19 protein-coding genes are annotated in these 18,881 nt (G+C 73.6%); 6 read left to right on the forward strand and 13 right to left on the reverse strand.

The genetic code is table 11. The annotated features are described in order from the left end of the window. Window positions 1-35: 35 nt before the first annotated feature. The 4 genes from ACFY01_RS19290 to infC form a co-directional block, all read right to left on the reverse strand. Window positions 36-896, reverse strand: coding sequence for a TrmH family RNA methyltransferase (locus tag ACFY01_RS19290; RefSeq protein ID WP_390736911.1), 861 nt, complete (start codon window positions 894-896; stop codon window positions 36-38). Between the two features lie 273 nt (window positions 897-1,169). Next, window positions 1,170-1,553, reverse strand: coding sequence for a 50S ribosomal protein L20 (rplT, locus tag ACFY01_RS19295; protein WP_006141703.1), 384 nt, complete (start codon window positions 1,551-1,553; stop codon window positions 1,170-1,172). Window positions 1,554-1,651: 98 nt separating this feature from the next. Continuing rightward, entirely contained in the window at window positions 1,652-1,846 is a 195-nt protein-coding gene (rpmI, locus tag ACFY01_RS19300) for a 50S ribosomal protein L35 (protein ID WP_004933563.1), read from the reverse strand. A 112-nt stretch (window positions 1,847-1,958) separates the two neighbouring features. Continuing rightward, window positions 1,959-2,615 (reverse strand): translation initiation factor IF-3, encoded by a 657-nt coding sequence (gene infC / locus ACFY01_RS19305; RefSeq protein ID WP_390737104.1) that lies wholly within the window; start codon window positions 2,613-2,615, stop codon window positions 1,959-1,961. A gap of 368 nt (window positions 2,616-2,983) precedes the next feature. Between infC and ACFY01_RS19310 the strand changes: the two genes are divergently transcribed. Continuing rightward, complete coding sequence (locus tag ACFY01_RS19310; protein WP_132853700.1) at window positions 2,984-3,352, forward strand: DUF1844 domain-containing protein; 369 nt, start codon at window positions 2,984-2,986, stop codon at window positions 3,350-3,352. A 16-nt stretch (window positions 3,353-3,368) separates the two neighbouring features. Here the strand turns inward: ACFY01_RS19310 and ACFY01_RS19315 are convergent, their stop codons facing one another. Next, window positions 3,369-4,106: an SseB family protein gene (locus tag ACFY01_RS19315; protein WP_390736912.1), complete on the reverse strand. Its 738-nt coding sequence runs from the start codon at window positions 4,104-4,106 to the stop codon at window positions 3,369-3,371. A 151-nt stretch (window positions 4,107-4,257) separates the two neighbouring features. Here ACFY01_RS19315 and ACFY01_RS19320 point away from each other — a divergent pair, with 151 nt between their 5' ends. Further along, window positions 4,258-5,250: a serine hydrolase gene (locus tag ACFY01_RS19320; protein WP_390736913.1), complete on the forward strand. Its 993-nt coding sequence runs from the start codon at window positions 4,258-4,260 to the stop codon at window positions 5,248-5,250. Between the two features lie 12 nt (window positions 5,251-5,262). On the opposite strand, the gene mycP is transcribed toward ACFY01_RS19320, so the two are convergent. Together mycP and ACFY01_RS19330 are read right to left on the reverse strand one after the other, a co-directional pair. Continuing rightward, window positions 5,263-6,441, reverse strand: a complete 1,179-nt coding sequence (gene mycP, locus ACFY01_RS19325) for a type VII secretion-associated serine protease mycosin (protein WP_390736914.1) — start codon at window positions 6,439-6,441, stop codon at window positions 5,263-5,265. Then, window positions 6,438-7,715, reverse strand: coding sequence for a hypothetical protein (locus ACFY01_RS19330; protein ID WP_390736915.1), 1,278 nt, complete (start codon window positions 7,713-7,715; stop codon window positions 6,438-6,440). The genes mycP and ACFY01_RS19330 overlap by 4 nt, the downstream gene beginning before the upstream one ends. 914 nt (window positions 7,716-8,629) lie before the next feature. Between ACFY01_RS19330 and ACFY01_RS19335 the strand changes: the two genes are divergently transcribed. Continuing rightward, window positions 8,630-9,832, forward strand: a complete 1,203-nt coding sequence (locus ACFY01_RS19335; RefSeq protein ID WP_390736916.1) for an amino acid deaminase/aldolase — start codon at window positions 8,630-8,632, stop codon at window positions 9,830-9,832. Between the two features lie 40 nt (window positions 9,833-9,872). Here the strand turns inward: ACFY01_RS19335 and ACFY01_RS19340 are convergent, their stop codons facing one another. Genes ACFY01_RS19340 through ACFY01_RS19350 form a run of 3 tightly spaced genes read right to left on the reverse strand, consistent with a single transcriptional unit; the run spans window position 9,873 to window position 13,397 of the window. Further along, window positions 9,873-10,655: a 3-oxoacyl-ACP reductase gene (locus ACFY01_RS19340; RefSeq protein WP_390736917.1), complete on the reverse strand. Its 783-nt coding sequence runs from the start codon at window positions 10,653-10,655 to the stop codon at window positions 9,873-9,875. A 7-nt stretch (window positions 10,656-10,662) separates the two neighbouring features. Then, window positions 10,663-12,027, reverse strand: a complete 1,365-nt coding sequence (locus ACFY01_RS19345; protein WP_390736918.1) for an aldehyde dehydrogenase family protein — start codon at window positions 12,025-12,027, stop codon at window positions 10,663-10,665. An 11-nt stretch (window positions 12,028-12,038) separates the two neighbouring features. After that, window positions 12,039-13,397, reverse strand: coding sequence for a glutamine synthetase family protein (locus ACFY01_RS19350; protein WP_390736919.1), 1,359 nt, complete (start codon window positions 13,395-13,397; stop codon window positions 12,039-12,041). A gap of 106 nt (window positions 13,398-13,503) precedes the next feature. Here ACFY01_RS19350 and ACFY01_RS19355 point away from each other — a divergent pair, with 106 nt between their 5' ends. Together ACFY01_RS19355 and ACFY01_RS19360 are read left to right on the forward strand one after the other, a co-directional pair. Further along, window positions 13,504-14,238 carry a FadR/GntR family transcriptional regulator gene (locus ACFY01_RS19355; protein ID WP_390736920.1) on the forward strand — a complete coding sequence of 245 codons (735 nt, stop codon included), beginning with the start codon at window positions 13,504-13,506 and terminating at the stop codon, window positions 14,236-14,238. 52 nt (window positions 14,239-14,290) lie between these two features. Then, window positions 14,291-14,998 (forward strand): gamma-glutamyl-gamma-aminobutyrate hydrolase family protein, encoded by a 708-nt coding sequence (locus ACFY01_RS19360; RefSeq protein WP_390736921.1) that lies wholly within the window; start codon window positions 14,291-14,293, stop codon window positions 14,996-14,998. Window positions 14,999-15,204: 206 nt separating this feature from the next. Here ACFY01_RS19360 and ACFY01_RS19365 read toward each other — a convergent pair whose 3' ends face one another. Beyond that, a complete protein-coding gene (locus ACFY01_RS19365; protein ID WP_390736922.1) occupies window positions 15,205-16,164 on the reverse strand; it encodes a LysR family transcriptional regulator in 960 nt (319 codons plus the stop codon). 70 nt (window positions 16,165-16,234) lie between these two features. On the opposite strand from ACFY01_RS19365, the gene ACFY01_RS19370 reads away from it, so the two are divergent. Then, window positions 16,235-17,365, forward strand: a complete 1,131-nt coding sequence (locus ACFY01_RS19370; RefSeq protein ID WP_390736923.1) for a TDT family transporter — start codon at window positions 16,235-16,237, stop codon at window positions 17,363-17,365. Here ACFY01_RS19370 and ACFY01_RS19375 read toward each other — a convergent pair. Continuing rightward, window positions 17,277-17,996 (reverse strand): helical backbone metal receptor, encoded by a 720-nt coding sequence (locus tag ACFY01_RS19375; protein WP_390736924.1) that lies wholly within the window; start codon window positions 17,994-17,996, stop codon window positions 17,277-17,279. The two genes, ACFY01_RS19370 and ACFY01_RS19375, sit on opposite strands and share 89 nt — an antisense overlap. 10 nt (window positions 17,997-18,006) lie before the next feature. Then, complete coding sequence (locus ACFY01_RS19380) at window positions 18,007-18,576, reverse strand: helix-turn-helix domain-containing protein (protein ID WP_390736925.1); 570 nt, start codon at window positions 18,574-18,576, stop codon at window positions 18,007-18,009. Between the last annotated feature and the right edge of the window lie 305 nt (window positions 18,577-18,881).

Genomic DNA, 18,881 nt, shown 5'->3' on the forward strand with positions numbered 1-18,881 from the left:
CTCAGACGGCGCAGGGCCCCGAGCTGGTCACCCTACTAGCTGTGGGTGACGGAGCGGCACCCTCCGGAGGCGCGCTGTGCACGGGCTGACGCGTAGAGACATACGGCGGCGGCCGTGGCGAGGTTCAGACTCTCGGCCTTTCCGTGGATCGGGACGCGCACGACGGCGTCCGCGAGCGCGCGGGTCTCCTCCGGGAGCCCCCAGGCCTCGTTTCCGAACACCCAAGCGGTGGGGTCGCCCATGGTGCCCTTGTCGAGCTCGTCGTCGAGGTCGCGGTCGCCGGCGCCGTCGGCGGCGAGGATGCGTACGCCGGCGCTCTTCAGCCCTGCCACGGCCTGCTCGACGGGCACGCCGACGGCGACGGGCAGGTGGAACAGCGAGCCCACGGAGGCGCGGACGGCCTTCGGGTTGTACAGGTCGACGGAGGCGTCGGTGAGGATCACGGCCTCGGCGCCGGCCGCGTCGGCGCACCGGAGTACGGTCCCGGCGTTCCCCGGGTCGCGCACATGGGCGAGCACGGCGACGAGCTTGGGCTCGGCGGCGAGGACGTCCTCGAAGGGCGTGTCCAGGAACCGGCAGACCCCGACGAGCCCCTGCGGGGTGACGGTGGTGGAGATGTCGGCGATGACGTCCTCGGCGGCGAGGTGCACACGGGCCCCGACGTCCCGGGCCGCTCCGACGATGTCGGCGTACCGCTCCGCGGCCTCGACCGTGGCGAACAGCTCGACCAGTGTGGGGGTGCCGACCACGTGATGCCCGGCGGCCTCCCTGACGGCCTGCGGCCCCTCCGCGAGGAACAGCCGGTCCTTCCCCCGGAAGTTCCGCTTCCCCAGCCGCCGCGCGGCAGCCACACGTGCGGAACGGGGTGAGATCAGCTCGGGGGTGGCGGGGGGCATGGGTTCACCTTCGGGGTCCGATGTCGTTGTCCGGGCGCATGGAGGCCCGCGAGATCCCTGTCAGTCGCAGCAACCTCTGTCCGCCGCGGCGGCACTCCGCCACGACGGTGGTTCTCGGCGGTGCCGCACTCGGCGTTGCGACGCGCAGCGGGTTGAGGTCACCGCAGGGTGACGCTCACCGGCGCCGGCCGGGTGCCGCTGGCAACAGCAGGAGGACCCGCAGGCTCTCAGCCTGCGGGTCCTTTGGTCACGTCGGCTGAAGCCAGCGCAGCGTCACGCGGCCTTCGGCGCGTTGACGTCCGACGGCAGCGCCTTCTGCGCGACCTCGACGAGCGCGGCGAACGCGTTGGCGTCGTTGACGGCCAGCTCCGCCAGGATCTTGCGGTCGACCTCGACGTTCGCGGCCTTCAGACCCTGGATGAAGCGGTTGTACGTGATGCCGTTGGCGCGGGCAGCGGCGTTGATGCGCTGGATCCACAGCTGACGGAAGTCACCCTTGCGCTTCTTGCGGTCGTTGTAGTTGTAGACCAGCGAGTGGGTGACCTGCTCCTTGGCCTTGCGGTACAGGCGCGAACGCTGACCGCGGTAGCCGGAAGCCTGCTCGAGGATCGCCCGGCGCTTCTTGTGGGCGTTGACTGCCCGCTTGACGCGTGCCACTTGTTAACTCCTTGTAGCGGGGTCGTGGGAGTACTCACACGACCCGGAAACGATTGGGTCCCGGTCCAGACGCACGGCGCTCGGTCGGCGCCGCCGCGTCACTTGCCGAGAAGCTTCTTGATCTTCGCGGCGTCGCCCGGGGCCATCTCGGCGTTGCCGGTGAGGCGACGCGTCACGCGGGACGACTTGTGCTCGAGCAGGTGGCGCTTGCCGGCGCGCTCACGGAGCACCTTGCCGGAGCCGGTGACCTTGAAGCGCTTGCTGGCACCGCTGTGCGACTTGTTCTTCGGCATAGCGCCGTTCTCTCCTCGTCGGGTGGCGCTCCGATGCCCGGTCGCGAAAACCGGGCACGGCGGAGCGTCGCTCTTGTATCGGTTACATCCTGGGGACTCGCGTCCCCCGGGATCACGCCTCGGCAGGCGCCTCGGACGGCGCCTCGACCTCGGCCTCTGCCTCGGCCTCGGCAGGGTTCTGCGACCGACCGGGGTTGGCCTTCGCTTCCGCCTTGCGGGCTTCCTGCGCCTGCCTGGCCTCGGCCATCGCCTCGGTCTTCTTCTTGTGCGGACCGAGAACCATGATCATGTTTCGGCCGTCCTGCTTCGGGTTCGACTCGACGAAACCGAGGTCCTGGACGTCCTCCGCGAGACGCTGGAGCAGTCGGTAGCCCAGCTCGGGGCGGGACTGCTCGCGGCCGCGGAACATGATCGTGATCTTGACCTTGTCGCCCTGCTTGAGGAACCGGACGACGTGACCCTTCTTGGTGTCATAGTCGTGCGGGTCGATCTTCGGCCGGAGCTTCATCTCCTTGATGACCGTGTGCGCCTGGTTCTTGCGCGCCTCACGGGCCTTCATGGCCGACTCGTACTTGAACTTCCCGTAGTCCATGAGCTTGCACACGGGCGGACGGGCGTTCGCCGCGACCTCGACCAGGTCCAGGTCGTACTCCTGCGCAAGCTCCAGTGCCTTGGCCAGGGGGACGATGCCCACCTGCTCGCCACTGGGACCGACAAGTCGCACCTCGGGAACGCGAATCCGGTCGTTGATGCGGGGCTCGGCGCTGATGGATCCTCCTCGGTAGCACCACGCGACGGTCTGGCGGACAGCCGCGTAACGTCTTTAGCGTTAAGACCTAACCGCGCCGAAGCACAAAAAATGCCCCGGCCGATCACAGGCGGGGCTCCAATGACTACCGGAGCACCGCCGCGGTGAACGCGGGGCGCACTTTCGGGCGACTCCATCGTCCGTACGGAACGATGGTGGCCGCCTGACCGGGGTGACCCGCCGTCCGGGGGACGGTCGGGTGGGAGATCGGAGCCTCCACTTGTGGGCCGGACACGCAAGTGTCCAGCCGGTCGTTACACAAGGTTAGCAGCAAGGGCGAGGAAGGGCTAATCGGGAAGGCGCCGCACGCGACCGCTTATCGTGTGGGCATGAGTGAGACCTCCCCCTCCGGCCCCGCCGAGCAGCCCGACTTCGACGAGATGACCCGCGACATCGCCGAGGTCCCGGCGGTCGAGGTGATCGTGACGGTCGCCGTCAACCTGATGAGCGCCGCCGCAGTGAAGCTGGGCCTGACCGAGGAGGGCGACAAGCACAAGGACCTGGACGAGGCCCGCAAGCTGGTGACCGCCCTCGCCGGTCTGCTGGACGCGAGTACCACCGAGATCAGCTCCTTCCACGCCGCGCCGCTGCGCGACGGCCTGAAGTCGCTCCAGCTGGCGTTCCGCGAGGCGTCGATCGTCCCCGACGAGCCGGGCCAGGGGCCGGGCGAGAAGTACACCGGGCCCGTCTACGGCTAGCCGAGGGCCAGTAAATTTACTGCCCCTCTCGTACGTACAAGGGCTCGCCCGGAGGCGTCGTCCCGGCCGGCAGCAGCGCCAGGTCGAGACCGCGCACCAGGCGGGCCCTGAGTGTGTCGTCGGCGGCCAGGCGCCGCGCCACCGCGCCCGCGGCCTCGTCGGGGGCGGCGGCCGGGTCGAGCACCAGCGCGAGCGTGCCGTCCGCCCGGCCGGGGCCGAGGTGGGCGCGGAGCACGGCGGGCTCGGCGGCCACGGCGGCCCGTACGGCCTCGACGACGGCCGGGTCGGCCAGCGGGTCGGTCGTCGTACGGCCCTCCGCCAGCGCGAGCAGCGCGGGGCCCGTCAGCTCGAACGGCACCGGACCGGACATGTCCAGCACGATCGTGTCCGCCTTCTCGTGCGCGGCGGCCTGGAGTGCCTGGTGCAGGGGCACGGCGACGGGCCGGGCCCCCGCGTCCCAGCGGGCCAGCGAGTCGGTGGAGGTGAACGCGGGCAGGGCGGTGCGGGAACCGGCCTTCAGGGTCGGCACGGCCATGTCGCTGGTCTTCTCGCGGCGCAGCCCGTTCTCGTCCTCCTCGACCTCCCCCAGTACCGCCACGACCGGAACCAGCAGCCGCGCGCCCTTGAGCGCCTCCAGGACGGGTCCGACGGCGGTGCGGTCCTCGGCCCACGCGGCCAGCGCGGCGCTCAGCCGGGGGTCGGCGGAGCCGTCGTCGTCGGAGAAGCCGGGGTCGGGAATGTTCTTGTTCGCCACGGTCACCGACCCTATCCGGGGGAAGCCGCCGCGGCTGAGCGGCCCCCGCGGCCCCGCGGTTCACGGCTTTCACAGGAATCTCAGTTTTCCCTGACGCGGTTCTCACTTCCGTCCAACGGAGCGCACAGCCCCCACCCCGAGCATCGCGGGCATGGAGTCTTCCAGAGCCAGCCGGCGCCGCCGCGCTCGCCCGTCCCGGCGTCGTCCGCTCCTCTGCACCGCGCTCGCCGCCGTCGCGATAGCCGGCGGCACGGCCGCGGGGACCGTGTACGTGAAGGCGCGGGCGCACACCGGCCCCGTATCCTCGGCGGCGTCACCGCCGGCCTCCTCCTCGGCCCCGGCGGGTGGGGAGGCATCGGTGGAACCCGTGGCGGAGCCGTCGGCGGACCGCGAGGCGCTGCTGGCGCAGGCCATGGAGGCGGTCACCGTGCCGTCGGGCGCGAAGGTGTCGACGGCCGTGCTGGACCTCGACTCCGGTGCGAGCGCCAGGTACGGCGACGCCCTCTTCGACACGGCGAGCATCGTCAAGGTCGACATCCTGGCGACGCTGCTGTTGCAGGCCCAGGACGCGGGCCGGCATCTCACGGCGGCGGAGAAGGCCTACGCCACGAAGATGATCGAGAACAGCGACAACGACTCCGCGACGGCCCTGTGGCACACCATCGGGACGGCGGACGGGCTCGACGCGGCGAACAAGCGGTTCGGGCTCACGGACACCACGGGCGGCGAAGGCGAGCTGTGGGGGCTGACCCAGACCACCGCGGCGGACCAACTCGTGCTGCTCCAGCAGGTGTTCGGGGACGACTCGAAGCTGAGTGAGGCCTCGCGGGCGTATGTCCAGGGGCTGATGAAGACCATCGAGCCGGACCAGGACTGGGGTGTCTCGGCGGCGGCCGACGGCTCCGCGTGGGCGCTGAAGAACGGCTGGCTGGCCCGCAGCACGACCGGCCTGTGGGACGTCAACAGCATCGGGCGCGTCACGGCGGGCGGCGACGACTACCTGGTCGCCGTGCTGTCGAACGGCAACGCCGGCCAGGCGACGGGCATCTCGCTGGTCGAGGCGGCGGCGAAGGCGACGGTGTCGGTGTTCACCGGGGACGACGCCACGTCGTCGGCCTCGTCCACCGCGTCCGGGCAGGGGTGACGGGCGGCGGCCTCAGTAGCCGTCCGGCCCCCGCTCCTCGCGGCGCCGCCGCCACAGGACGCCCGCCGCCACCAGGAGCACTCCGCCGGTGCTGCCGGCCAGCGGTCCCGCCCAGCCCGACGCGCCGCCGGTGGCCTCGACGGTGTCCGGGCCGGAGCCGAAGTACTTCTCGCCGTGGGACGCGGTCCGGATGCCCTCGGGTTCGAGGCGGGCGGCGGCCTTGATGGCGGCGGCCGGGTCGATCATGCCGTAGCCGCGCGAGTCGTCGCGGCCGCCGCTGGGCGCGTCCCGGGCGGTGTCCTCCAGGAGCTTCTTCATCTGGGCCGGGGTCAGGCCGGGGTGGGCGGCTTTGATCAGCGCCACGGCGCCGGAGACGAAGGCGGAGGCCGCGCTCGTCCCCCACCCCTCGTAGTACTTGTGGTCCGGGTCGGCGATGACGACGTCGACGCCGGGGGCGCTCACCGTGGCGTACCAGCGGCGGGTGGAGAAGTCGGCGCGGGTGCCGTAGCGGTCGACGGCGGTCGCGGCGATGACGCCCGGGTAGGCGGCCGGGTAGGAGATGTGGTCGCCCTTCTTGCCGCCGTTGCCGGCCGAGGCGACGACGACGGCGCCCTTCTTCAGGGCGTACTGGACGGCCTCGTCCTCGCTGGGTTCGGGATGCGCGGAGGCGGAGTCGTCGCCGAGGGACAGGTTGATGACGTCGGCGCCCTGGTCGGCGGCCCAGCGGATGCCCTCGGCGAGGGCGTTGCCGCGGGTGGCGCGGGCCTTGCCGCGGGCGGAGTCGCCGTCCTCCAGGATCACGCGGACGGGGAGGATCTTCGCTTCGGGGGCGATGCCCATGACGCCGTCGCCGTCGCCGGCGCCATGCCCGTGGCCGGCGATGATGCCGGCCATCGCGGTGCCGTGCCGGGCCCAGGTGCGGTCGCCTCGCTGGGCGCCGAAGTTGATCATGTCCTTGCCGGGCAGGACGTTGCCCACCAGGTCCGGGTGGTCGTCCTCGACGCCGGTGTCCAGGACGGCGACGGTGATGCCCTTGCCCTTGGTGGTGCGCCAGGCCTCCTGGGTGTGCATCGCCGAAAGGGCCCACTGCTGGGCGCGGATGCCGTCGGCGTACGCCGCGGTGGACGGCAGGAGGGCGATCGAGCCGGCGAGGAGAAGACTCAGGGCCGCGCCGCCGGTCGTACGGTTCATGAGGGGCTCTCCGTGGCCGAGCTGACGGTCTTGCGCAGGCTCCGTTCGATGCGGTCGGCCAGGCCCTGCGCCTCGTTGCCGAGTCCCGCCTGGGCGGGGGCCGAGGTGGCACCTGAGCGTATGGCCTGCGCCGCGGGCTGCGGGTCGTCGACGGTACGGCCGTCCGCCCAGCCGGAGACGGCGTAGGCGACCACCGGGGCGTCGGTGAGGACGGAGATGGTCCAGGAGGCGCGCTGCTTGTCGCCGAAGGCCGCGGCGGCGGTGCCCTTCGCGGCGTACGGACGGGGCATCAGGTCGGTCCGGGCGCCGAGGCCCTCGCTCTGGAAGCGGCGGGCCAGCGAGCTCATGGCGGCGGTGTCGGCCTTGGTGAAGAGCAGGCCGACGGTGGTGACGTGGCTCTGGGTGACGTCGATGTAGGTGGCACGCAGCAGCCGCCGGCAGCCGACGGGGGCGAGCGCCTTTTCGAGAAGCGGGTCGAAGGCCTTCGCGCAGCCGCTGTCCGGGGCGACGGCGATCCGTATCCAGGTGCGGTCGGCGCCGCCGGGGCCCGCGCCGGTGCCCTCCACGGTGGGCGGGAAGAGCTGGTCGACGGGCACGCTGTGCCACAGGTCGGCGGCCGCGGTGTAGCCGTTCGCGGGGCCGGTGCCCCCGCCGTCACCGGTGAGCCAACTCCCGGTCACCGCACCGCCGATGAGCCCGAGTCCGAGCACGACGCAGGCGGCGGCAGCGGCGGTGCGGGGGCGCACCCGAGCGCCCAGCGGCCGGGGTCGGCCGCGCTCGTCGTACCCCTCGGCCTGCCCGAAGGTCACGACGGGCGGCACCGCCGCGCTCCAGGAGAGGGCGGGGTCGGGGGTCGGCACGGGCGCGGTGACGGTCGGGGTGGCGGTCGGGGTGCGCGTGTTCCGGGCGGCCGCGTCGGGCTGAGTCGCCGACAGGAGCCGGCGCAGCCGGGCGGTCGTCTCCGCGGGCGTTTCGGCCGGGGGGCGAGCAGGCCTGGGCGGGATCCGGTCCGCCGCGGGTGTGCCGGGCTTGCGCGGCTCACGCCCTACGGTCGGCGGGGCGTCGGGGAAACGGGCCGAGGCGGGTGGCGGCGGGGCCGTGGGGGGCGCGGGGGCCGCCGGGGCCGCGGGCGCCGCCGGGCTGGGGTTGCGCGCCGCGAAGGCGGGACGGACGTAGGGGAAGTCCGACCGCGGAGCCGGGCCGCCCGAGCCGGGGCGCGTGGCCTTCCCGTCCCCGGTGCTGCGGGTCCCCGGCGCACCGGAGTTCGGCCGCACCGACGGACTCGGCCGACGCGAGCCGACACCCGTCCCGCCGGTCGCCGTACGCGTGCCGGAGGAACCGTCGCCGGCCGCCGTACGCGACCCGGCGGAAGCACTGGCGCCACCGCCCGCCGGACGCGAACCGGAAGACGCGCTCCCGTCCACCGCACGCGAACCGGACGGAGCGCCGCCCCCCGCCGGACGCGAAGCGGAGGGGCCGTCTCCGACCGTCGAACGCCCGGTCGCGGAAGCCCTGCCGCCCATCGGGCGGGAACCCGAGGGTCCCCCGCCCTCCGCCGCACGCGCACCCGACGACGAAGCATCGCCTGCCGCCGGACGCCCGGCCTCGCAAGCACCGCCGCCCGCCGGACGGGAGCCCAGGGGCATCACGCCGCCCGTCGGACGCGAACCGGACGTAGCGCGATCTCCCGTCGGGCGCGGACCGGGCGAAGTGCCATCGCCCGCCGGACGCGGACCGGGCGAAGTGCCGCCGCCCGCCGGACGCGGGGCCGGAGGGGTGGCGCCGGGCTCGGTGCGGTCGGGGGCCGTGCCGGTCGGCGCCGTGCGGTGGTGGGGCGGGGTCGGGGTGGGGCCCGGCGTGGGACCGTTCTCCCGTGCGCCCGCCGGCCGCGGCTCCCCTTCCGGGGCGTCGCCGCCCGGCGGGGTGGGGTTGTGGGAGGGGCGTGGCGGGACGGGGGCGTGCCGCGCTTCCGTGCTCATGCACCCCCCGCTTCCTCGTGCCATTACGCATACCCGCACGCGCGGACCGGCATCCCGGCGCTGAGCAAGCGGCCGGGGTGGTTCCACTGTGCGTGTGCGCGTCACTCTACGGCTTGACCACGGTCGAACGGGAACCAGTCCACGAGCCCGGGGCATCTGCCCGGAACGTCCCCCTACCCTGCGGTAATCCTGTCTGGCAGGCTTCGTGCATGACTGCGCGCGCCTCCGACCGGGCCCGTTACGACAGGGCCACCGCCCACCTCGACGCCCCTCTCGCGATCGTGGACCTGGACGCCTTCGACGCCAACGCGGACGATCTCGTCCGGCGGGCCGGCGGCAAGCCGATCCGCTTGGCCAGCAAGTCCGTGCGCTGCCGTGCCCTGCTGGAGCGGGTGCTGGCGAAGGACGGGTTCGCCGGCATCATGTCGTTCACGCTGGCCGAGTCGCTGTGGCTCGCCCGCTCCGGCTTCGACGACGTGCTGCTCGCGTACCCGTCCGTCGACCGGGCCGGCTACGCGGAGCTGGCGGCCGATCCCAAGCTCGCCGCCGCCGTCACGGTGATGATCGACGACCTCGCCCAGCTGGACCTGATCGACGCCGCCCGTGCCGGTGGCCGTGAAGTGGTACGGGTCTGCCTGGAGTTGGACACCTCGCTGAAGCTGCTGGGCGGGCGGGTGCGGGTGGGAGCGCGTCGTTCGCCGCTGCACTCCCCCGCCCAGGTGGCCGACGTGGCGCGGGCCGTGAGCCGCCGGCCGGGTTTCCGGCTGGTGGGGATCATGGCGTACGAGGGGCACATCGCCGGGGTCGGGGACGCGATCGCGGGCCGCCCCTTCCGTTCCCGCGCCGTCCGGTTGATGCAGGCCACCGCCCGCCGGGAACTGGCCGAGCGGCGGGCCGCGGTGGTGCGGGCGGTCCGGGCGGTGGCGCCCGAGCTGGAGTTCGTCAACGGCGGCGGCACGGGCAGTGTGCAGCACACCGCGGCGGAGTCCTCCGTCACGGAGATCGGGGCCGGTTCGGGCCTGTACGTGCCGCGCCTGTTCGACAACTACACGTCGTTCACCGGCCGCCCCGCCGCCCTCTTCGCCATGCCCGTGGTGCGGCGGCCGGGCGTGGGCGTCGTCACCGTGCTCGGCGGCGGCTATCCCGCCTCCGGGGCCCCCGGCCGCGACCGGCTGCCGGTGCCGTACCTGCCGGAGGGGCTGCGGTACGACCCCCAGGAGGGGCCCGGCGAGGTGCAGACCCCGCTGCTCGGCGCGCCCGCCGACGATCTGCTGATCGGCGACAGGGTGTGGTTCCGGCACGCGAAGGCCGGTGAGCTGTGCGAGCGGTTCGACGTCCTGCACCTGATCGAGGGGGACGCGGTGACGGCGACGGTGCCGACGTACCGGGGCGAGGGCCACACGTTCCTGTGACCGGCCCCTGCCCCGGTACGCCGCGAGCCGCCGGGGCCGCCTAGAGCGGGGTGACGTACGCGCCCGAGATCCCGCCGTCCACCAGGAAGTCGGTGGCGTTGACGAAGGAGGAGTCGTCGCTGGCCAGGAAGGCGACGGCGGCGGCGATCTCCTCGGCCTCGGCGAACCGGCCGACCGGGATGTGCACCAGGCGGCGGGCCGCCCGCTCGGGGTCCTTGGCGAACAGCTCCTGGAGCAGGGGCGTGTTGACCGGGCCCGGGCAGAGGGCGTTGACGCGGATGCCCTCCCGGGCGAACTGCACGCCCAGTTCGCGGGACATGGCGAGGACGCCGCCCTTGGATGCGGTGTAGGAGATCTGCGAGGTGGCCGCGCCCATGCGGGCGACGAAGGACGCGGTGTTGATGATGGAGCCCCTGCCCTGGCGGCGCATGTAGGGGATGGCGGCCTTGCAGCACAGGTAGACGGAGGTGAGGTTGACCTCCTGGACGCGCTTCCAGGCCTCCAGTCCGGTCTCCAGGATGGAGTCGTCGTCGGGCGGGGAGATGCCGGCGTTGTTGAAGGCGATGTCGACGCTGCCGTAGGTGTCGTGGGCGGTCTTGAAGAGCGCCTCGACCTGCTCGGGGTCGGTGACGTCGACCTTCACGAAGAGCCCGCCGACCTCCTCGGCGGCGGCCTTGCCGCGGACCTCGTCCACGTCGCCGCAGACGACGTGCGCGCCCTCCAAGGCGAGCCGGCGTGCGGTGGCGAGGCCGATGCCGCTGCCGGCTCCGGTGACGACGGCGGTGCGGCCGACCAGGCGGCGGCAGATGTTTTCGGCAGTCATGTGCGGCTCAGGCCTCCGTGCTGATGAAGACGTTCTTGGTTTCGGTGAAGGCGGTCAGGGCCTCGGGGCCGAGTTCGCGGCCGAGGCCGGACTGCTTGAAGCCGCCGAAGGGGGTCCAGTAGCGGACGCTGGAGTGGGAGTTGACGGACAGGTTGCCGGCGCGGACGGCCTGGGAGACGCGCAGCGCGCGGCCGATGTCGCGGGTCCAGATGGAGCCGGAGAGGCCGTACGGGGTGTCGTTGGCGAGGCGGATGGCGTCCTCCTCGTCGGTGAAGGGCAGCAGGACGGCGACCGGGCCGAAGATCTCCTCTCGGGCCGCGGCGGAGTCGGGCCGTTCGCCGGTGAGCACGGTCGGCGGGAACCAGAAGCCGGGTCCGTCAGGTGCGCTGCCGCGCAGGGCCGGGGCTGCTTCGGGGACGTAGGACCGTACGCGGTCCAGCTGCTGACGGGAGATCAGCGGGCCCATCTGGGTCTTCTCGTCGGCCGGGTCGCCCACGGTCACGGCGGCCAGCGCGTCGGCGAGGAAGTCGCGGGCCGCGTCGTACACCGTCTCCTGGACGAGGACGCGGGTGCGGGCGCAGCAGTCCTGGCCGGAGTTGTCCAGGAAGGAGAAGGGGTCCAGGGCGGATTTGAGGTCGGCGTCGGCGAAGACGATGTTCGGGCTCTTGCCGCCGAGTTCCAGGGTGACCGGCTTGACCAGCCGGGCGCAGCGCTCCATGACCTCGCGGCCGGTGCGGGTGGAGCCGGTGAACACGATCTTGGCGACGTCGGGGTGGTCGACGAGGGCGCGTCCGGCGGTGTGGCCGTGTCCGGGGAGCACCTGGAGGAGGTGCTCGGGCAGGCCCGCGTCCAGGGCCAGTTCGGCCAGGCGGAGGGCGGTGAGCGGGGTGGTCTCGGCGGGTTTGAGGACGACGGCGTTGCCTGCGGCGAGGGCCGGGAAGGAACCCCAGGCGGCGATGGGCATGGGGAAGTTCCAGGGGGCGATCACGCCGACGACGCCGAGGGGTTCGTGGAAGGTGACGTCCCAGCCGCCGGGGGCCGGGATCTGCTTGCCGAGCAGGCGTTCGGCGCCGCCGGCCGCGTACAGCAGCAGGTCGCGGGCGTTGGCGGCCTCCCAGCGGGCGTTGCCGACGGTGTGGCCGGCCTCGCGGACCTCCAGCCGGGCCAGTTCCTCCACATGGGCGTCGACGGTGTCGGCGAAGCGGCGCAGCTGCCGGGCCCGGTCGACGGGCGGGAGGGCGGCCCACTTCGTCTGGGCCCGCGCGGCGCGTGCGACGGCGGCGTCCACGTCCTCGGCGGTGGCGGCGGGGACGGTGGCGACGACCTCCTCGGTGGCGGGGTTGAGGACCTTCAGCTCGTGCGGGTCGGACACGTGATGACCTTTCACATGCGTTCGAAGGAGCGGCGCAGCTCCCAGTCGGTGACCGCGGCGTCGAAGGCGTCGAGTTCGACGCGCGCCATGTTGCGGTAGTGCGCGACGACCTCGTCGCCGAAGGCGGCCCGGGCGATCGGGCTGTTCTCCCAGAGGTCGGCGGCTTCCCGCAGGGTGGTGGGCACGTGTGCGAAGTCGGCGGTGTAGGCGTTGCCGGGGCAGGCGTCGGGCAGTTCCAGCTTCTGCTCGATGCCGTACAGGCCGGCCGCCACCAGTCCCGCGACCGCCAGGTGGGGGTTGACGTCGCCGCCGGGCAGGCGGTTCTCGAAGCGCAGGGAGCGGCCGTGGCCGACGACTCTGAGGGCGCAGGTGCGGTTGTCGTGGCCCCAGGCGACCGCGGTGGGGGCGAAGGAGCCGGGCTGGAAGCGCTTGTAGGAGTTGATGTTCGGGGCGTAGAGCAGGGAGAAGTCGCGGAGCGCGGCGAGCTGTCCGGCGAGGAAGTGGCGCATGACCTCGGACATCCCCTCGGGTCCGGCCATCGCGTTGGTGCCGTCGGCGTCGGCGAGCGAGAGGTGGATGTGGCAGGAGTTGCCCTCGCGCTCGTTGTACTTGGCCATGAAGGTGAGGGACATGCCCTCCTGGGCGGCGATCTCCTTGGCGCCGGTCTTGTAGACGGCGTGCTGGTCGCAGGTGACGAGGGCCTCGTCGTAGCGGAAGGCGATCTCGTGCTGGCCGGGGTTGCACTCGCCCTTGGCGGACTCGACGGTCAGGCCGGCGCCGGCCATCTCGTTGCGGATGCGGCGCAGCAGCGGCTCGATGCGGCCGGTGCCGAGGACGGAGTAGTCGATGTTGTACTGGTTGGCGGGGGTGAGGCCCCGGTAGCCGGCGTCCCAGGCCTGTTCGTAGGTGTCCTTGAAGACGATGAACTCCAGCTCGGTGCCGACCTGGGCGGTGTAGCCGAGTTCGGCGAGCCGCTCCAGCTGCCGGCGCAGTATCTGGCGGGGGGCGGCCACCACCGGGGAGCCGTCGTTCCAGGCGAGGTCGGCGATCAGCATGGCCGTGCCCTCGTTCCAGGGGACGCGGCGCAGGGTGGACAGGTCGGGGTGCATGGCGAAGTCGCCGTACCCGCGGTCCCAGGAGGACATCTCGTAGCCGTCGACGGTGTTCATCTCGGTGTCGACGGCGAGGAGGTAGTTGCAGCCCTCGGTGCCGTGCTGGAGGACCTCTTCGAGGAAGAAGCGGGCGGCGAACCGCTTGCCCTGGAGCCGCCCTTGCATGTCGGGGAAGGCCAGGACGACAGTGTCGATCTCACCGCCTGCGACGAGGGCGTGCAGTTCCTCGACGCCGAGCGGGGGTGTGCGGTCTGCCACGGGAGAGCCTCCTTCGGCTTCTTCACGCTTCTTCGCGCTTTTCCGGCCGGGCCGGGAACCATAAGGTATTGCCGAGAACCATTGCTTGGGAAGGGGGCGCGTCCGGATGTCACTGGATGCCGACGGCGGTCTCGGCGACCGGCTCACGCCGGTGCTGCGGCCGGTGCGGGCGGGCAACGGCTTCGAGGAGGCGCTGGAGCAGATCCTCCAGGTGGTGCGGCTCGGCCTGGTGCCGGGCGGGGGGCGGCTGCCCGCCGAGCGGGAGCTGGCGGAGCGGCTGGGCATCAGCCGGGTGACGCTGCGCGAGGTGCTGAAGGTGCTCCAGGACCAGGGCCTGGTGGAGTCCCGGCGCGGGCGGTACGGCGGCACGTTCGTGCTGCCGCGCACGGACGCGGGCGGCGAGGACGAGTTGCGGCGCCGGATCGCCGAGGTCGACATCGAGGACGTGCTCCGCTTCCGTGAGGTGCTGGAGGTGGGCGCGGCCGGGCTGTGCGCGGCGCACGGGCTGACCGGCGAGCAGGCGGACCGGCTGCGCGGGGCGCTGGCCCGCACGCACGACGCGCCACTCGCCGACTACCGCCGTCTGGACACCCTGCTCCACCTCACGCTGGCCGAGCTGTGCGGCTCGCCGACGCTGACCGCGCGGTACGCGGCGGTCCGGGCGACGGTGAACGACCTGCTGGACTGCATCCCGCTGCTGGTCCGCAACCTGGAGCACTCGCAGCGGCAGCACACCGCGCTGGTCGAGGCGGTGCTGGACGGGGACGCGGACGGCGCGCGGGAGATGATGCGGGAGCACTGCGCGGGGACGGCGGCGCTGCTGCGGGGCTTCCTGGCCTGAACAGGCTCTGCAAAGGTATGGCAATGAACCATTCTATGGCTGAGAGGCCCACGTGACCGGACGACCGCTGATCGGTGTGAGCACGTACCTGGAGACGGGCGCGCGCTGGGGCGTCTGGGAGCTGGAGGCCGCCCTGCTGCCCGCCGCCTATCCGCGTCTGGTGCAGCGGGCCGGCGGGCTGGCCGCGATGCTCCCGCCGGACGACCCCGCGCACGCGGCGGCCACGGTGGCCCGGCTGGACGGCCTGGTCGTCGCCGGCGGCCCCGACGTCGACCCCGCCCGCTACGGCGCCGAACGCTCCCCGCGCACTGGCCCGCCCGCGCCCGAGCGGGACGCCTGGGAACTCGCCCTGATCGACGCGGCACTGACCGCGCGCGTCCCGCTGCTCGGCATCTGCCGCGGCATGCAGCTGCTGAACGTGGCCCTCGGCGGCACGCTCGTACAGCACCTCGACGGGCACGCGGAGGTGGTCGGCGTGTTCGGCGGCCACCCGGTCAAGCCGGTCCCGGGCACCCTGTACGGCGACATCGTGCCGGAGGAGGCGACCGTGCCCACCTACCACCACCAGGCCGTGGACCGCCTCGGCGAGGGTCTCGTCCCCTCGGCGTACGCGGCCGACGGCACGGTGGAGGCCGTGGAACTGCCGTCCGCCGACTGGGTCCTGGGCGTGCAGTGGCACCCGGAGATGGGCGAGGACCTCCGGATCGTGCGGGCGCTGGTCCGGGCGGCGTCCGGCGCGGCAGCCCCGAACCGCTCCTGACCCGGCGGCGAGCCGCTTCCCGAGCCGCTCCGACGCCCGCCTCCCCCGGCGCCCGCCCCCTCCGGATCCGGCCCGCCCGCCCCGGGCCGCACGCACGCCAGCATCACCGCCGGGTGAAGCCGGAGCGCGCTCGGCGAGGGTCGTGCGCCCGTGCGACGCCGAGCGTTCCGGGCGCTGCGCACGGGGCCGGGGAGGTGGTCGGGCTCTCAGGCCGGGTGGTCGGGCCGGGAGCGGGTCAGGGTGAGGAGGTCGCGGGCGGGGCCCGCCGGGCGGTGGCCCGTCGGCCAGACGGCTCGCAGGTCACGCCGGAGCGCGATGCCGTCCACCGGGATGCTCACGAGGCGGCGCAGGGAGAGCTCGTCGCCCACCGCGAGTTCGCTCAGTACCGCGGGGCCGGCGCCGCTGACCGCCGAGGCCTTGACGGCGGTGGTGGAGGACAGCTCGATCAACGGGCGGGCCAGGCCGCCCAGGGCGGCGTCCAGGACCTGACGGGTGCCGGAGCCCTTCTCCCGGAGGATCAGCGGGGTGGACGCCAGCTCCTGCGCCGCGAGGGGGCGCCGGCGGCGCGCCCAGGGGTGGCCGGGTGCCGTCACCACGATCAGCCGGTCGTGGGCGATCACCACGGAGTCCAGGCCGGACGGCACCGAGAGCCCCTCCACGAAGCCGACGTCGGCCTCGTCCGCGAGCAGCCGCTCGGCCACCGCGGCCGAGTTCCCGGCGAGCAGCGACACCGCGGTGTCGGGCCGCCGGGCGCGCAGCGCGATCAGCCAGCCCGGCAGCAGGTACTCGGCGATGGTCATGCTGGCCGCCACCCGCAGCCGTGAGTCCCGGCGGTCCCTGAGCGCCTGCGCGCCCACGTCGAAGGCCTCCGCCGCCTCCACCACCCGCCGCGCCCAGTCGGTGACGAGGGCGCCCGCGTCCGTCAGGCGGGACCCGCGCGGCGAGCGGTCCACGAGGGCCACGCCGAGCTGGCGCTCCATGGACCGGATCCGGCTGCTGGCCGCGGGCTGCGTGATGCCGACCTCCCGGGCCGCCGCCCCGAGGCTGCCCAGCCGTGCGACCGCCAGCAGCAGTTCCAGCGCGCCCAGGTCGGGCACCCGGTACGCCAGTGATCCAGCCCCTCGTCGTTCCTCCGCCGTGCCGCTCGCCTCGCCCGCCTCGCTCATAAGACCAGCTTATGCCCCCATAGGGGCGAACTCCCTGGTCGTCGCCGTCCGCTCACGCGACCGTGGGTCCATGGTCACCGCAGCGGCAGTCCGCCACCTCGGCCCCAACTGGTACGCCTCCGTGATGGGCACCGCGGTGGTGGGCACCGCCGGTGCCGCGCTCCCCGTCCACGTCGACGGCCTGCGCCCGCTGTGCGCCGGCGTCTGGGTCCTCTCGCTGGTCATGCTGGTGGTCCTCCTCGCCGCCCGCGCCCTGCACTGGGCCCACCACGGCGACCAGGCCCGCGCCCACCTGCTCGACCCGGCGACGGTCCCGTTCTACGGCTGCCTCGCGATGGCCCTGCTGGCGGTCGGCGGCGGTGCCCTGGCGGCCGGCCGGGAGTGGATCGGCACCGAGCGGGCGGCCACCCTCGACGCCGTGCTGTTCGCGGCCGGGACGGCCGTCGGGCTGGCGGCCGCCGTCGCCGTGCCGTACCTCATGGCCGTACGCCACCGCGTCGAGCCGGGTCAGGCCACCCCGGTGTGGCTGCTGCCGCTGGTCGCGCCCATGGTGTCGGCCGCGGTCGGGCCGCAGCTGGTGCCGCATCTGCCGCCGGGCCGGCCCCGCCAGACGCTGCTGCTCGCCTGTTTCGCGCTGTTCGGGCTGAGCCTGCTCGCGACGCTGCTGATGCTGCCGCTGGTCTTCGCCCGGCTGGTCACCGCCGGGCCGCTCCCCCTCCCGCTGACCCCGACGCTGTTCCTGGTGCTGGGGCCGCTCGGGCAGTCCACCACCGCCGTCGGCAACATCGCCGGTCTCGCGCCCGGGGTCCTGCCCGCCCCCTACGGCCGGGGCTTCGTCGCCCTCGCCGTCCTGTACGGGGTGCCCGTCATGGGCTTCGCGCTGCTGTGGCTGGCGCTCGCCACCGCGCACGTCGTGCGGGCCCGGCGGCAGGGCATGGGATTCGCGATGACCTGGTGGGCGTTCACCTTCCCCGTGGGCACCTGCGTCACCGGCTCCGCCGTCCTGGCCCGGCACACCGGGCTCGCCGCCTACGAGGCCCTCGCGGTCGGCCTGTACGCCCTGCTCGTCGCGGCGTGGCTCGTGGCGGGCGCCGGCACGGTGCGCGGGCTGGTCAGCGGACGGCTGCTCGCAGGGCCCCGGCCAGCACCCGTGGCGCCTCGGCCAGTGACGGCCCGTACCAGGTCAGGTGTCGTCCGCTGACCAGCGCGCAGCGCAGGCCGGTGAACGCCTCGGGTCCGTCGTCCGCCGTGAAGCGGTACGGCTCGTCGGGGAGGACGACCAGGTCGGGGCCGGCGGCCCGCAGTTCGTCGAGGGGGATGCGCGGGTAGCGGTCGGGGTGGCCGGCGTACAGGTGGTCGACGCCCAGCCGGGCCAGCACGTCGCCCGCGAAGGTGTCCCGGCCCAGCACCATCCAGGGGCGCCGCCAGATCGGCACGACCGCCGTCGTGCGGCGGGCCGGCACCGGCGGCGCCGCCCAGGCCGCCTCGGCCTCGGCCAGCCAGCGCGGCCGGGTCCGCGCCCCGCACGCGGTCAGCACCCGCTCCAGTTCCCGGAAGGCCTGCGGTACGTCCCGCACCTCGGTGACCAGGACCGTCGAGCCCGCCGCGCGCAGGGCGTCGAGGTCGGGCGCGCGGTTCTCCTCCTCGTTGGCGATCACCAGGTCGGGGGCGAGGGCGGTGATGCGGTCGAGCCGGGGATTCTTGGTGCCGCCGACACGGGTGACCCCGAGGTCCGCCGGATGGCCGCACCAGTCCGTGGCGCCGACGAGGACGCCGGGCAGGGTGACGGCCACCGCCTCGGTGAGGGACGGCACGAGGGAGACGACCCGCACGCGGCGAACCCTAACGGGTGCGGTCCTTGACCGCCTCGATGTGCTCCGCCACCGCGACGACGATCACCCGGGTGTCGGGGACCGTGGCCCGCCAGCGATGGCGCACCCCACCGGTCAGGTAGAGGGTGTCGCCACGGCCGAGGCGGTAGGCGCGGCCCTCCGCCTCGATCTCCACGGCTCCGTCGGCGACGTACATCAACTCGTCGTTGCGGTGCTGGAATTCGCGGCCGGCGTCGTGGTCTCCGGTGAATTCCGAGGCGTGCAGTTGGTGGTGACCGCGGACCAGCGAGCGCACCCGCGGGTCGAAGCCGTTCTCGGTGTCCTCGGCGCGGACGACGTCCACGCTGCACGCCGGGTCGGCGGCGGCGAGCAGCTCGACGGCGGTGGTGCGCAGGGCGTCGGCGACCTTCTCCAGGGAGCTTCTGCTGGGGCGTGCCCGGTCGTTCTCGATCTGGCTCAGGAAGGGGACGGACAGGCCGCTGCGCTCGGCCACGACGGCGAGGGTGAGCTCCAGCGCGCGGCGGCGCCGCCGGACGGCCGCGCCCACCCGGAGGGGCTGCTGTTCTTTGTGGTCGCCCATCGCTCCGGCTCCCTCCTTCGCTAGCCGCGATTCCGACCGGGTGCCCCGCATCGGGCGCACCACTTCTGATGACTTCTCTGCACCCTACGCATGTTCGGCAAACCGTTTCATGCGGCCGTCACATCGATGTCATCCGGGGTCGGCGTCACCCCCATAGATCGCGCCAGCGCACGAGCCCCCGCCGGCCTTCGATCGGGAGCATGCCTCCGGATGGTGAAGTCCCGGGGTGCGGTGCAGAGTTGGCCGACGGTGGCGCATCCGGGGCGCGGGCCGGGAGGACGGTGAGGTTTGGGCAAGGCCGTAGC

Origin of the sequence: Streptomyces sp. NPDC001480 (assembly GCF_042894725.1) — a bacterium.
Classification (GTDB): domain Bacteria; phylum Actinomycetota; class Actinomycetes; order Streptomycetales; family Streptomycetaceae; genus Streptomyces.

Bases quoted from the DNA above. Each gene is read 5' to 3' on its own strand.
- ACFY01_RS19290 (WP_390736911.1), bottom strand. From the start codon at position 896: ATGCCCCCCGCCACCCCCGAGCTGATCTCACCCCGTTCCGCACGTGTG.
- rpmI (WP_004933563.1), bottom strand. From the start codon at position 1,846: ATGCCGAAGAACAAGTCGCACAGCGGTGCCAGCAAGCGCTTCAAGGTC.
- ACFY01_RS19310 (WP_132853700.1), top strand. From the start codon at position 2,984: ATGAGTGAGACCTCCCCCTCCGGCCCCGCCGAGCAGCCCGACTTCGAC.
- ACFY01_RS19320 (WP_390736913.1), top strand. From the start codon at position 4,258: ATGGAGTCTTCCAGAGCCAGCCGGCGCCGCCGCGCTCGCCCGTCCCGG.
- mycP (WP_390736914.1), bottom strand. From the start codon at position 6,441: ATGAACCGTACGACCGGCGGCGCGGCCCTGAGTCTTCTCCTCGCCGGC.
- ACFY01_RS19335 (WP_390736916.1), top strand. From the start codon at position 8,630: ATGACTGCGCGCGCCTCCGACCGGGCCCGTTACGACAGGGCCACCGCC.
- ACFY01_RS19340 (WP_390736917.1), bottom strand. From the start codon at position 10,655: ATGACTGCCGAAAACATCTGCCGCCGCCTGGTCGGCCGCACCGCCGTC.
- ACFY01_RS19355 (WP_390736920.1), top strand. From the start codon at position 13,504: ATGTCACTGGATGCCGACGGCGGTCTCGGCGACCGGCTCACGCCGGTG.
- ACFY01_RS19365 (WP_390736922.1), bottom strand. From the start codon at position 16,164: ATGAGCGAGGCGGGCGAGGCGAGCGGCACGGCGGAGGAACGACGAGGG.
- ACFY01_RS19370 (WP_390736923.1), top strand. From the start codon at position 16,235: ATGGTCACCGCAGCGGCAGTCCGCCACCTCGGCCCCAACTGGTACGCC.
- ACFY01_RS19380 (WP_390736925.1), bottom strand. From the start codon at position 18,576: ATGGGCGACCACAAAGAACAGCAGCCCCTCCGGGTGGGCGCGGCCGTC.